A 12,142-nucleotide genomic window follows, 5' to 3' on the forward strand; every position below is an offset into this window, starting at 1 on the left:
CTTCGCCTCCGCGAAGGCGTTCACAGCAGAGAGATCCACCACATCGCGAAAAGGTCGACGCGGTGCCGTCGGCGAGGGCGGTGCCGGCTCAGAGACAACCGGTGTCGCCACCCGCGAAGCGCACGGGCGACACGAGAGCGATGCGGACCAGACCCGGTTCGGGCGGCGGGGCGTCGTAGACGTAGGTGACGGTGAGCGCCGGGCGGGTGTCCGTGCCTTCGATGCGCGTCGTGTAGATCTTCATGTCCCCGACGGCACTGCGGGCGCGCCGACCGAGCGTCGGGTTCTTCTCCAGTTCGGCACGCAGCCCCTCGACGGCTTCGAGGGCTCCTGCGCCGACGGCAAGACAGCGGATGCGGGCTTCATGCGTGATCTCGGCGACGACCGGCTGCCGTCCCTCGGTCACCGGTCGGCTCCCCGCGCGGCGCGGATCTCGGCGACGGCCGCAGCGACGGCGGTGTCGAAGTCGGGATCCTGGCGGGCGGTGATCCGGCCGCGGAACTCCTCGACAAGTCGGACGACGCCCGAGAGGTCGGCGGGGTCGGCGTGGTTGATCTCACGGGCCAGTTCGGCCTCGAAGTCGTCGGCGTCGCCGGGGAAGCCGTAGCCCATGGTGAGGGCGGCGCGGAGTTCGCCGATGGTGCGCATGGGGGGGAGGTGCGGTCGACCGGAGTCGGCCGGATTCGTGGTCATGGCGGTCCAGGCTCCCTTGTCGCGGTGTCGATGCCACAGTACCTCGCTGTGACGTGCTGATCACCGAGACCGCTGCGGCCCGCGAGCGCCGCAGGAGGCGAAGCCCGCCGCCCCCTGCGGAGGAGCGGCGGGCCGGACTCGGACGCGTCAGGCGGTGGTCCACCACACGGTCGTGTCCGCGGGGACCTTGGTCTCGCCGTTCGCCTCCGTCACCTCGTCGCTGGCGATCAGGACCCGGCCGTACGCCGGTGCCGTGACCGACTCGCCGGTGGTGTTCGCGACACACACGAACTCCCCGCGCCGGAACGCGAGCACGCCCTCGGGCGCGCGCAGCCACTCGACGGCGTCGCCCGCGCCGAGACCGGGCTGCTCGCGTCGCACGGCGAGCGCGCTCCGGTACAGCTCCAGGGTCGAGCCCGGCACGCCCCGCTGTGCCTCGACGCTCAGCTCGCCCCAGCCCTCCGGCTGCGGCAGCCAGCTGCCGCCGGCGCCGAAGCCGTACGACGGGCCGGTGCGGGTCCACGGGAGCGGCACCCGGCAGCCGTCGCGGAAGCCGTCCTGGCCCGCGCCCCGGAAGTAGGCGGGGTCCTGGCGGACCTCGTCCGGCAGGTCCACCACGTCGGGCAGGCCCAGTTCCTCGCCCTGGTAGAGGTACGCCGACCCGGGCAGCGCCAGCATCAGCAGGGTGGCGGCCCGGGCGCGGCGCAGGCCCAGCTCACGGTCGCCCGCCAGGCGGATCTGCGTGCCGAGGGCGGAGTCGTGGGCGAAGCGGGTGGCGTGCCGGGTCACGTCGTGGTTGGACAGCACCCAGGTCGCGGGGGCGCCGACCGGGCGCATCGCGTCGAGGGTGCGGTCGATGACGTCGCGCAGCTCGCGGGCGTCCCAGTGGGTGCCCAGGTACTGGAAGTTGAACGCCTGGTGCAGTTCGTCCGGGCGGACGTAGTTCGCGGTGCGTTCGATGGTCGGGGTCCAGGCCTCGGCCACGAAGATGCGCCCGCCCGTCTCCCACCACCGCCCTTCCGAGGAAGGCCCTTCGGGCCCTTTCCGACTGGCGTACTCGTCGAGGATCGTGCGCCACTGTCGGTAGATGGCGTGGACGCCGTCCTGGTCGAAGAACGGCATGACATCGTTGCCCAGCAGCTTGAGCTGGTCGTGGGCGCCCAGGTCCGGCAGCCCCTCCGCCTTGACCAGGCCGTGGGCGACGTCGACGCGGAAGCCGTCGACGCCCATGTCGAGCCAGAAGCGCAGGATGGAGCGGAACTCGTCGCCCACCGCCGGGTGGTTCCAGTTGAAGTCGGGCTGCTCCGGGGCGAAGAGGTGCAGGTACCACTCGCCGGGGGTGCCGTCCGGTTCGGTGACGCGGGTCCAGGCGGGCCCGCCGAAGATGGACTCCCAGTCGTTCGGCGGGAGTTCGCCGCCCGCGCCCTTGCCCGGGCGGAAGTGGTAGCGCTCGCGCAGGGGGGAGCCGGGGCCTTCGGCGAGCGCCCGCTTGAACCACTCGTGCTGGTCGGAGGAGTGGTTGGGCACCAGGTCGACGATGATCCTGAGCCCCAGTTCGTGGGCGTCGCGGATCAGCGAGTCGGCGTCCAGCAGGTTGCCGAACATGGGGTCGACGGCGCGGTAGTCGGCGACGTCGTAGCCGGCGTCGGCCTGCGGCGAGGCGTAGAAGGGGCTGAGCCACACGGCGTCGACGCCCAGGTCGCGGAGGTAAGGAAGTCGGGAACGTACGCCCTCCAGGTCGCCCATGCCGTCGCCGTTGCTGTCGGCGAAGCTGCGCGGATAGACCTGGTAGATCACCGCGTCCCGCCACCAGTCGCGGTGGCGGGCGACAGTGGCGAGGACCGTGTTCGGGGCCTGGTCGGCGGAGTGCTGGCTCATGGCGTCCTTGATGCGATGAGGGTCCCCGTCTCGGGCGGGCCGAGGGTGGGGAAGCGTCGGTCATCGGGCGTGGGTACGGCGGCGGGTGACGAGGCGGCCGCGGTGACAGCGGGGAGGTGGTCCCTCCCCGTGCGGACGGCCCGGGGAGGGCACCGCGGCCGCCACCCGCGCGGTCAGGCGCGGGAGCCCTGCGGGCTGGGCCTCAGCCCTTGGTGCCGCCCGCGGTCAGGCCGGTCACCAGGTTCTTCTGCACGAGGTAGAAGAACACGGAGACGGGTATCGCGATCAGTACCGCGGTGGCTGCCATCAGGTTGCGCTGTGCGTCGTGTTCGCTGATGAAGCTCTGCAGGCCGACGGCGAAGGTGTACTTGTCATCGCTCAGCATGAACGTCGAGGCGAAGGCGACCTCTCCGAAGGCGGTGAGGAAGGCGTAGAAGGCGGCGACCGCGAGGCCGGGCTTGGCGAGCGGCAGGATCAGGCGCACGAAGGTGCCGAACGGGGAGAGCCCGTCGATCCGCCCCGCCTCGTCGATCTCGAAGGGGATCGTGTCGAAGTACCCCTTCAGCAGCCAGGCGCTGTAGGGCACGATCGTCGTGCAGTTGATCAGGATCAGGCCGAGATAGGTGTCGATGAGTTCCAGGTCCGACATGATCTGGTACATCGGCACGATCAGGACGGCGATCGGGAACATCTGGGTGAGCAGCAGCAGCCACATGAACTTCTTGTAGCCGGGAAAACGCATGCGCGAGACCGCGTAGCCGGTGGTGGCGGCGATCAGCACCCCGATGGCGGTGGTGCCGACCGTGACCACGAGCGAGCTCTTCAGCCAGTCGAAGAAGCTGGTGTGCTGCAGGACGAACGAGTAGTTGTCGAACGTCATCGTGTGCCAGATGCGCCCGGGGTGCAGATAGTCGTCCTTGTCGGGGCCGAGGGAGAGGAAGATCAGCCACGCGACGGGGAAGAAGGCGATCAGGCTCGCCGCGATCAGGGTGGCGTGCGCGGCGGCGGAGGCGAGCGGGCCGCGCTCGCCGCGGCGGCGCACCGGGCGCCGCGTGACCGCCGCGGAGGTCTGTCCCGACGTCCTGGCGGGGGGCTCGACGGTGGTCGTGCTCATGGGGACTCCTGCCTCAGATCGCGAGCTGCTGCTCATTGCGGTTCAGCCAACGGCGGTAGACGGACGTGAAGACGATCAGGATGGAGAGAAGCAGGATGCCGTACGCGGCCGACTGCGCGTAGTCGCGCGGCTGCTGTCCGAAGCCGAGGTAGTACGCCCAGGTGACCAGGATCTGGGCGTCCGGCGCGGTGTTGCCGAACAGCAGGAAGATGATGGCGAACTGGTTGAACGTCCAGATGACGCCCAGGAGCACCACGGTGGAGCTGACGGACCTCAGGCCCGGCAGGGTGACGTACCGGAAGCGCTGCCAGGCGCCGGCCCCGTCCATCTCGGCCGCCTCGTACAGCGAGGCGTCGATGGCCTGCAGGCCGCCGAGCAGCGAGAGCATCATGAACGGCACACCGCACCAGGTGTTGACCATGATGGCGGCGAAGCGCTGCCAGAAGGTGTCCTCCAGCCAGAGCGGCGCGGGCAGATGGAGCCAGTCGAGGGCGGCGTTGATGATGCCGCCGTCGGCGAGCATGAAGCGCCAGCCGAAGACGGTGACGAAGGTGGGCACGGCCCAGGGCAGGACCAGGACGAGGCGGTAGAACGTGCGGCCGCGGAACTTCTGGTTGAGCAGCAGCGCCAGGCCGAGGCCGATCGAGTAGTGCAGGGCGACGCAGGCGACCGTCCACACGACCGTCCAGATGAAGTGCGACCAGAAGCGGTCGTACGACAGCGGCCCGAAGAGGATGTCCTTGTAGTTGTCGAGACCGATGAACTTGTACGTGGCGTCGATGTGGTTGACGCCGATCGTGCGGGCCGTGTTGAGGCTGTTGGCGTCGGTGAGGGTCAGATAGACGCCGTACACCAGGGGGTAGAGCACCAGGGCGCCGAGCACGACGGCCACGGGCGCGATCATCGCGTACGCGTACCAGTGCTTCTGGTATCCGTTCTTGAGGCGCCGGCCCAGGCCGGGCCGCGGCCCGCGGTCACCGCGGCGCTTGCCGGTCGCGCGGTCGATGGCGACTGTCATGGTTCGACAACCTTCTTGGACGTCTGCGGATCAACGGGATGGCCTGGGCACAGGCCGGTGGCCGCCGGATCCTTCCCCCGATGTCACCGGAGGATCCGACGGCCACGCGGACTCACTTGCTGAAGTCCGGAACCAGCTTGGCGATGGCGAGTTCCGCGTTGCTCAGGCCCTTGTCCAGGGGCTCCTTGCCACCGGCGATCTTCGGCAGCTCGGTGTCCAGCGGCCCCCACAGCGAGCTGTACTCGGGCAGCGCCGGGCGCGGCTGGGCGGCGGCGAGCACGCCCTGGTAGCCGGCGATGCCGGGGTCGGCCTTGACCTGCGCGCTGTAGGCGTCGTCACGCGTCGGCAGCGTGGAGTTCTTCAGGGCGATGGTCTCCTGGGACTTCGCCGAGGTCATGAAGTTGACGAACTTCAGCGCCGCTTCCTGGTGGGCCTTGTCCGAGCCGGCGTACACGGAGAGGTTGTGGCCGCCGGTCGGGGCGCCCGCCTTGCCGCTGGAGCCGGCCGGGACGGTCGCGATGCCGAGGTTGGCCTTGTCCTTGAACGCCGTGCCCTTGTAGAAGTTGGTGATCTCCCAGGGGCCCTGGATGATCGCGGCGACCTTGCCGTTGACGAACGCGTCCTGGATGTGGGCGTAGGCGTCGGCGGTGGTGTCGGCCTTGTGCAGACCCTTGCCGGAGAAGAGGCCGAGCCAGGTGCCGTACCCCTTCTTCGCCGCGTCCGAGGCGACGGTGATCTTCTTGGCGGCGGCGTCGACCGTGTCGGTGCCCTCGCCGTAGAGGAAGCACTGCGCGTAGTAGGCCTGGGTGGAGCCCCAGTAGCCGTCGACGCCGGTCTTGTCCTTGATCTTCGCGGCGTCGGACTTCAGCTCGTCCCAGGACTTCGGCGCCTCGGTGATGCCGGCCTGCTTGAACAGCGCCTTGTTGTAGACGAGCGCCAGGGTGTCGGTGACGATGGGCGCGCCGTAGGTCTTGCCCTCGTACTGGGCCTGCTTGATCAGGCTGGGCTGGAACTTGCTCTGGTCCGCGAGGGCCGGGGTGCCGTCCAGCGGCAGGAAGTAGCCCTTCTTCGCGAAGGCGGGGGTCCAGCCGACCTCGGAGCGCAGCACGTCCGGGGCGCCCTTGGAGCCTGCGGCGGTGTCGAACTTGTTCTGCGCCTGGTCGAAGGGGACGTCGACGTACTTGACCTTGATCTTCGGGTTGGCCTTCTCGAAGTCCTTGACCAGTGCCTGGTACGTCGGCGCCTCATTGGTGGCGTTGGAGGTGTCCCACCAGGTGATGGTGACCGGCCCGTCCGACTTGTCGCTGCCGCTGTCACTTCCGCCGCAGGCCGTCGCCGCGAGGGCGACGGACGCCACCAGCGCGGTGGCCGCTATGCCACGCCGCATGAGTTTCTCCTTGAGGGTGAAAGCCCGTGGGGGCCAGAGACGGTCCCGTCCGCCGTCCCTCTGCCGACTTGCCGACTGCGCCGTGGGGGAGGCCGCCGAGCGACGAGAACGTAACAGCCATGTAAGCGCCGCGAAAGACCTTGCAGCAAAAAAATGCAAGAACCTCCGACAGTTACCCGTCCGTGACCTGCCCGCGCGGGGCCGGGAGAACAGGTTTGCGGCTGCTCGGCGGGATCGTGGACACTTGTGCAAGACTCTGCAAGCTCTTGCCATACGTCACCGCGACGGGGATGATCCCGTTGCGGACCGGACGCCGAACAGAACACGAGGGAGCGCGATGACGCAGCAACCCGCAGCGGGCCGTTCAACCGCACGGGCCCGGCGTCCGGCTGGTGGGCAAGCGGAGACCCGGCCGGTACAGTCCAATCCCGTGACCACACGGCTTGCCGACATCGCGGCCCAGGCGGGGGTCAGCGAAGCGACGGTCAGCCGGGTGCTGAACGGGAAGCCGGGCGTCGCCGCGACCACCCGCCAGTCCGTGCTGGCCGCCCTCGACGTTCTGGGCTACGAACGCCCGGTGCGGCTGCGCCAGCGCAGCGAGGGCCTGGTGGGCCTGATCACACCGGAGCTGGAGAACCCGATATTCCCGGCCCTCGCCCAGGTCATCGGCCAGGCGCTGACGCGGCAGGGGTACACGCCGGTGCTGGCGACGCAGACGCCGGGCGGTTCCACCGAGGACGAGCTGACGGAGATGCTCGTGGACCGCGGGGTCGCGGGCATCATCTACGTCTCCGGGCTGCACGCGGACACCACCGCCGACATGCAGCGCTACGAGCGGCTGCGCGCCCAGGGCGTGCCGTTCGTGCTGGTGGACGGCTTCTCGCCGAAGGTGCAGGCGCCGTTCATCTCCCCCGACGACCGGGCCGCGATGTCCCTGGCCGTCACGCACCTGGTGTCGCTGGGCCACACCCGGATCGGGCTGGCCCTGGGGCCCAAGCGGTTCGTTCCGGTGCAGCGGAAGATCGAGGGGTTCGTCCGCACCGTGCAGGAGCAGCTGGGGCTGTCGGCCGAGGACATCGAGTCACGGCTGATCCAGCACTCGCTCTACACGCTGGAGGGCGGTCAGGCGGCGGCGTCCGCGCTCATCGACCGGGACTGCACGGCGGTGGTGTGCGCGAGCGACATGATGGCGCTCGGGGCGATACGCGCGGCGCGGCAGCGGGGGCTGGAAGTCCCCACGGACATATCGGTGGTGGGCTTCGACGACTCGCCGCTCATCGCGTTCACGGATCCGCCGCTGACGACGATCCGCAAGCCGGTGCCGGCGATGGGGCAGGCGGCGGTCCGGACGTTGCTGGAGGAGATCGGCGGGACGCCCGCGCCCCACAGTGAGTTCGTGTTCATGCCGGAGCTGGTGGTGCGGGGATCGACGGCTTCGGCGCCAGGGGAACGAAACCGTCCCTGAGCAGGGAGTCTCCCACGGTTGCGGCGGGGTCGCCGGGGTAACGGAAATGCGGCCGGAACCCTTCCAGGGGATGATCTGTCGGAGAAGGGTTTTCTGGCAGACTCTGTGCCTATGGGTGAGAGGACCGTGACGACACTGGAAGCCCGGGGGCAGGCCGCTCCGCATCCCGTCACGGAGGAGGCGGAGGACCGCGCGGGGCAGGGACTCTGGCCCCGGCTCCGCACTCCTCGTCGTCCTCGCTTCTGGTTCGAAATCCTGCTGATCGCGGTCAGTTACTGGGCCTACTCGCTGATCCGCAACGCGGTTCCGGAGCAGAAGGCCGAGGCGCTGGGCAACGCCGACCTGGTGTGGCGGTTGGAGCACCATCTCGGGATCGCCGTGGAACGGTCGGTCAACCACGCCATGAACTCGGTGACATGGCTGATCATCGGGATGAACTACTACTACGCGACGCTGCACTTCGTGGTGACACTGGGTGTGCTGGTGTGGCTGTACCGCCGGCATCCGGGCCGGTACGCGGCGACGCGGCTGTCCCTGTTCGCCGCGACGGGGGTGGCGCTGCTCGGCTACTACTTCTTCCCGCTGGCCCCGCCGCGCCTGATGGGCGGCGGGCGCTTCGTCGACACGGTCCTGGTGCACCACACCTGGGGCTCGATGGCCTCGGGCGACCTGAAGCACATGTCGAACCAGTACGCGGCGATGCCGTCGATGCACATCGGATGGTCGCTGTGGTGCGGCCTGACGATCTTCGCGCTGGCCAAGCTGCCGTGGGTGCGGATCCTGGCCCTGCTGTACCCGCTGGGCACCCTGACGGTGATCGTTGCCACGGCGAACCACTTCTGGCTGGACGCGGTGGGCGGGACGCTGTGCCTGGCGTTCGGCCTCGCGGTGGCGAGGCTGTGGTACGGCGCCCTGCCGTACGCGCTGCCGCGCCGCGTGACGGGAAGGGCGGCCGGACCCGCGCTGGCGCCCGCCGAGCCGTGAGCGCCGCAGCCGCCCGTCGCGGTCCGTGACAGGCGGCTACGGCCCGACGGGCGGCTATGGCCCGCCCAGTGGTCGCGGCCCGACAGGCGGTTACGGCCCCCGACGGGTGGCCACGGCCCGACCAGAGGTCGCGGCCCGGCCAGTGGTTACGGCCCGACAGGCGGTTACGGCCCAGACGGGTGGCCACGGCCCGACCAGAGGTCGCGGCCCGACGAGCGGTTACGGCCCGACAGGCGGTTACGGCCCCCGACGGGTGGCTACGGCCCGACCGGTGGTCGCGGCCCGACGGGTGCTTACGACCCGTAGAAGAGTTCCTCCACGACGGTCCGTGCCCTCCGCGTCGTCCGCCGGTAGTCGTCGAGCATGTCGCCCGCGTGGCCCGGCCCGTATCCCAGGTAGCGCCCCACCGCGGCCAGTTCCCGGCCCACGGTCGGGAAGGTGTCGCCGGCCCTTCCGCGTACCAGCATCACCGCGTTGCGCACCCGCGAGGCGAGCACCCATGCCTCGTCGAGGACCGCCGCCTCCTCGCGGCCGATCAGCCCTGCCTCGCACGCCGCGGCGAGGGCCGCACGGGTGCGGGTGGTGCGCAGGCCCGGTTCCTCCCGGCCGTGCCGCAGCTGCAGCAGCTGGACCGTCCACTCCACGTCCGACAGACCACCGCGGCCCAGCTTCGTGTGGAGCGTCTTGTCGGCGCCCCTGGGCAGCCGTTCCGACTCCATGCGGGCCTTCAGCCGCCGGATCTCGCGCACGGCGTCGTCACCGAGCCCGTGCGCCGGATAGCGCAGCGGGTCGATCAGCTCGATGAAGCGGCGGCCCAGGTCCTCGTCCCCGGCGACGGGCTCGGCCCGCAGCAGCGCATGCGACTCCCACGCCAGCGACCAGCGCCGGTAGTACGCCTCGTACGACGTCAGGGTGCGCACCAGCGGTCCCGACTTGCCCTCCGGCCGCAGATCCGCGTCGATCAGCAGCGGCGGGTCGGTGCTCGGCAGCTGGAGCAGCCGGCGCATCTCCGCGACCACCTTGTTCGCGGCGTCGGCCGCCTCGCGTTCGTCCACGCCCTCCCAGGGCTCGTGCACGAACAGCACGTCCGCGTCGGAGCCGTAACCCAGCTCGTGCCCGCCGAAGCGGCCCATGCCGATGATCGCGAACCGGGTGGGCAGCATGTCGCCCCAGCCGTCCCGGACCACGGCCCGCAGCGTGCCGGCCAGGGTCGCCGCGGTCAGGTCCGAGACCGCGCCGCCCACCATGTCGATCAGGGTGCCCTGGTCCGGCCGGGCCGGCGCCTCCTCGGTGCCGTACGAGCCGACGATGTCCGCGGCGGCCGTGCGGAACAGCTCGCGCCGCCGCACGCCGCGCGCCACCGTGACCGCCTGCGGGGCGTTCTCGGCGCGGCCTACCGCGGCCAGGATCTCCTGCTCCAGGTGGGCGCGCCCGCGGGGTTCGAGGCCGCCGCCGTCGCCGTCGCCGAGGAGGGCCACCGCCTCGGGCGCACGCATCAGCAGGTCGGGGGCGAGCCGGCCCGCGGACAGCACACGGGCGAGGTTCTCGGCGGCGGCGCCCTCGTCCCTCAGCAGCCGCAGGTACCACGGGGTCTTGCCGAGCGCGTCGGAGACCTTGCGGAAGTTGAGCAGGCCCGCGTCCGGGTCGGCGGAGTCGGCGAACCAGCCGAGCAGCACCGGCAGCAGGGTGCGCTGGATGGCGGCCTTGCGGCTGACGCCGGACGCCAGCGCCTCCAGATGGCGCAGGGCGGCCGCGGGGTCCGCGTAGCCGAGCGCCACAAGCCGTTCCCGGGCCGCGTCGGGACTCAGCCGGGCCTCTCCCGGAGCCAGTTGGGCGACGGCGTCGAGCAGCGGCCGGTAGAACAGCTTCTCGTGCAGCCGGCGTACGACGCTGGTGTGCCGCCTCCACTCGCGGCCGAGCTCGCCGACGGGCTCGGTGCGCAGGCCGAGGGAGCGGCCGAGACGCCGCAGGCCGGCCTCTTCCTGGGGGACGAGGTGGGTCCGGCGCAGCTGGTAGAGCTGGATGCGGTGCTCCATGGAGCGCAGGAAGCGGTAGGCGTCCTCCAGCTGTACGGCGTCGGCGCGCCCGACGTAGCCGCCGGCCGCGAGTGCCCGCAGTGCTTCCAGGGTGGTGCCGCTGCGCAGCGAGGTGTCGGCCCGGCCGTGCACCAACTGCAGGAGCTGCACGGCGAATTCGACGTCCCGCAGCCCGCCGGGCCCGAGCTTCAGCTCGCGTTCGAGGTGTGCGGCGGGGATGTTGGCGACGACCCGGCGGCGCATCTTCTGCACGTCGGCGACGAAGTTCTCGCGTTCGGCGGCCTGCCAGACGAGGGGGGCGAGGGTGGCGACATAGCTCTCGCCGAGTTCGGCGTCGCCGGCCACCGGGCGCGCCTTGAGCAGGGCCTGGAACTCCCAGGTCTTGGCCCACCGCTGGTAGTAGGCGAGGTGGCTGCTCAGGGTGCGCACGAGCGGGCCGTTGCGCCCTTCGGGCCGCAGGTTGGCGTCGACGGGCCAGATCGTGCCCTCGGCCGTCGACTCGGAGCAGATCCGCATCATGTGCGAGGCGAGCCGGGTCGCGGCCTGCACGGCCTTGTGCTCGTCTGCTCCTCCCCCGGTGCCTGAAGGGCCTGGGGGTGCCCCCACGGCCTCGCCGACGAAGATGACGTCCACGTCGGAGACGTAGTTCAGCTCGTGGCCGCCGCACTTGCCCATGGCGATCACCGCGAGCCGGCAGACCGCGGCGTCCTCGGGGGCCGCGGCGTGGGCGAGGGCGAGGGCGGCGCGCAGGGTGGCGACGGCGAGGTCGGCCAGCTCGGCGGCGGTCTGGGCCACGTCGGTGGTGCCGCACACGTCGCGCGCGGCGATCGACAGCAGGCAGCGGCGGTAGGCGACGCGCAGCGCGACGGGGTCGTCGGCCTCCGCGAGCCGCCGCTCGAACTCCTCCACCCCGGGGTGGAGGTCCTGCGGCTCGTAGGTGACCAGCACATGCCAGTCGCGGGGGTGGCGGGCGAGGTGGTCGCCCAGGGCGGCGGAGGCGCCGAGGACGCCGAGCAGCCGGTCCCGCAGGGGCTTGGCCGAGATCAGCGTGTCGAGCAGCTCGCGCCGGGCGGTGGGGGCGGGCTGCGCCTCCAGGAGCCGGACGAGACCGCTGAGGGCCAGATCGGGGTCGGCGGTGGCGCCCAGGGCGTCCAGCAGGACGGGATCGGTCCTTATCGGCGCCAGCTCGGCGCTCTCCAGGAGCCGCTCGGCGGCCGAGGGGTCGGTGAAGCCGTGCCGCAGCAGTCGGGTGAAGGTACTGCTCCTGCGCCCCGGCACCGTCATCCTCGGCCTCCCGTCGCACCCGCCGCTCGCACCGGCCATCGGATCAAGTCGGATCGCGTCGGATCAAGGTCGTACGAGAGGGAGCCTAACCGCAGTGCCCGTCCCGGGTCCCGGGGCGGGTCCGGTACCGGGTCCGTCCCGGGTCCGGTATGGGGCCCGGGCCGGGAGCCGCGATGTGCGACCGCGCCTCAGCAGACGTTCATCCGCTCTTCACCTGGGGGGTCGGACGGTGTGGAGTGGGGGAATGTTGGCGTGTGCATGCTCTGTCCGCACCGCCACCCCG

9 protein-coding genes are annotated in these 12,142 nt (G+C 71.1%); 2 read left to right on the forward strand and 7 right to left on the reverse strand.

What is annotated here, in order from left to right:
* Nucleotides 1-88: 88 nt before the first annotated feature.
* The 6 genes from ACZ79I_RS10490 to ACZ79I_RS10515 all read right to left on the reverse strand — a co-directional run bounded on the left by ACZ79I_RS10490 (nt 89) and on the right by ACZ79I_RS10515 (nt 6,090).
* The gene (locus tag ACZ79I_RS10490; protein WP_471496330.1) at nt 89-406 is read right to left on the reverse strand and encodes a hypothetical protein; all 318 of its coding nucleotides are present in this window, start codon (nt 404-406) and stop codon (nt 89-91) included.
* Complete coding sequence (locus tag ACZ79I_RS10495; protein ID WP_471496332.1) at nt 403-693, reverse strand: hypothetical protein; 291 nt, start codon at nt 691-693, stop codon at nt 403-405. Before ACZ79I_RS10495 ends, ACZ79I_RS10490 begins: the two co-directional genes overlap by 4 nt.
* A gap of 147 nt (nt 694-840) precedes the next feature.
* Nucleotides 841-2,571 carry a glycoside hydrolase family 13 protein gene (locus tag ACZ79I_RS10500; protein ID WP_471496334.1) on the reverse strand — a complete coding sequence of 577 codons (1,731 nt, stop codon included), beginning with the start codon at nt 2,569-2,571 and terminating at the stop codon, nt 841-843.
* Nucleotides 2,572-2,773: 202 nt separating this feature from the next.
* Nucleotides 2,774-3,685 (reverse strand): sugar ABC transporter permease, encoded by a 912-nt coding sequence (locus tag ACZ79I_RS10505; protein ID WP_471496336.1) that lies wholly within the window; start codon nt 3,683-3,685, stop codon nt 2,774-2,776.
* A gap of 13 nt (nt 3,686-3,698) precedes the next feature.
* Nucleotides 3,699-4,703, reverse strand: coding sequence for a carbohydrate ABC transporter permease (locus ACZ79I_RS10510; protein ID WP_471496338.1), 1,005 nt, complete (start codon nt 4,701-4,703; stop codon nt 3,699-3,701).
* Nucleotides 4,704-4,815: 112 nt separating this feature from the next.
* Complete coding sequence (locus tag ACZ79I_RS10515; RefSeq protein WP_471496340.1) at nt 4,816-6,090, reverse strand: extracellular solute-binding protein; 1,275 nt, start codon at nt 6,088-6,090, stop codon at nt 4,816-4,818.
* Nucleotides 6,091-6,520: 430 nt separating this feature from the next.
* On the opposite strand from ACZ79I_RS10515, the gene ACZ79I_RS10520 reads away from it, so the two are divergent.
* Both ACZ79I_RS10520 and ACZ79I_RS10525 read left to right on the forward strand, forming a co-directional pair.
* On the forward strand, nt 6,521-7,555 hold the full coding sequence (locus ACZ79I_RS10520) for a LacI family DNA-binding transcriptional regulator (protein ID WP_471496342.1): 1,035 nt from the start codon (nt 6,521-6,523) through the stop codon (nt 7,553-7,555).
* A gap of 111 nt (nt 7,556-7,666) precedes the next feature.
* Nucleotides 7,667-8,539 carry a phosphatase PAP2 family protein gene (locus ACZ79I_RS10525; protein WP_471496344.1) on the forward strand — a complete coding sequence of 291 codons (873 nt, stop codon included), beginning with the start codon at nt 7,667-7,669 and terminating at the stop codon, nt 8,537-8,539.
* A 293-nt stretch (nt 8,540-8,832) separates the two neighbouring features.
* Here the strand turns inward: ACZ79I_RS10525 and ACZ79I_RS10530 are convergent, their stop codons facing one another.
* Entirely contained in the window at nt 8,833-11,859 is a 3,027-nt protein-coding gene (locus ACZ79I_RS10530) for a bifunctional [glutamine synthetase] adenylyltransferase/[glutamine synthetase]-adenylyl-L-tyrosine phosphorylase (RefSeq protein ID WP_471496346.1), read from the reverse strand.
* Nucleotides 11,860-12,142 lie beyond the last annotated feature (283 nt).

Source organism: Streptomyces sp. PSU-S4-23 (assembly GCF_055632315.1).

What these genes read in the sequence shown, in the direction of transcription:
- ACZ79I_RS10495 (WP_471496332.1), bottom strand. Translation starts at nt 693, where the DNA reads ATGACCACGAATCCGGCCGACTCCGGTCGACCGCACCTCCCCCCCATG.
- ACZ79I_RS10500 (WP_471496334.1), bottom strand. Translation starts at nt 2,571, where the DNA reads ATGAGCCAGCACTCCGCCGACCAGGCCCCGAACACGGTCCTCGCCACT.
- ACZ79I_RS10505 (WP_471496336.1), bottom strand. Translation starts at nt 3,685, where the DNA reads ATGAGCACGACCACCGTCGAGCCCCCCGCCAGGACGTCGGGACAGACC.
- ACZ79I_RS10510 (WP_471496338.1), bottom strand. Translation starts at nt 4,703, where the DNA reads ATGACAGTCGCCATCGACCGCGCGACCGGCAAGCGCCGCGGTGACCGC.
- ACZ79I_RS10515 (WP_471496340.1), bottom strand. Translation starts at nt 6,090, where the DNA reads ATGCGGCGTGGCATAGCGGCCACCGCGCTGGTGGCGTCCGTCGCCCTC.
- ACZ79I_RS10525 (WP_471496344.1), top strand. Translation starts at nt 7,667, where the DNA reads ATGGGTGAGAGGACCGTGACGACACTGGAAGCCCGGGGGCAGGCCGCT.
- ACZ79I_RS10530 (WP_471496346.1), bottom strand. Translation starts at nt 11,859, where the DNA reads ATGACGGTGCCGGGGCGCAGGAGCAGTACCTTCACCCGACTGCTGCGG.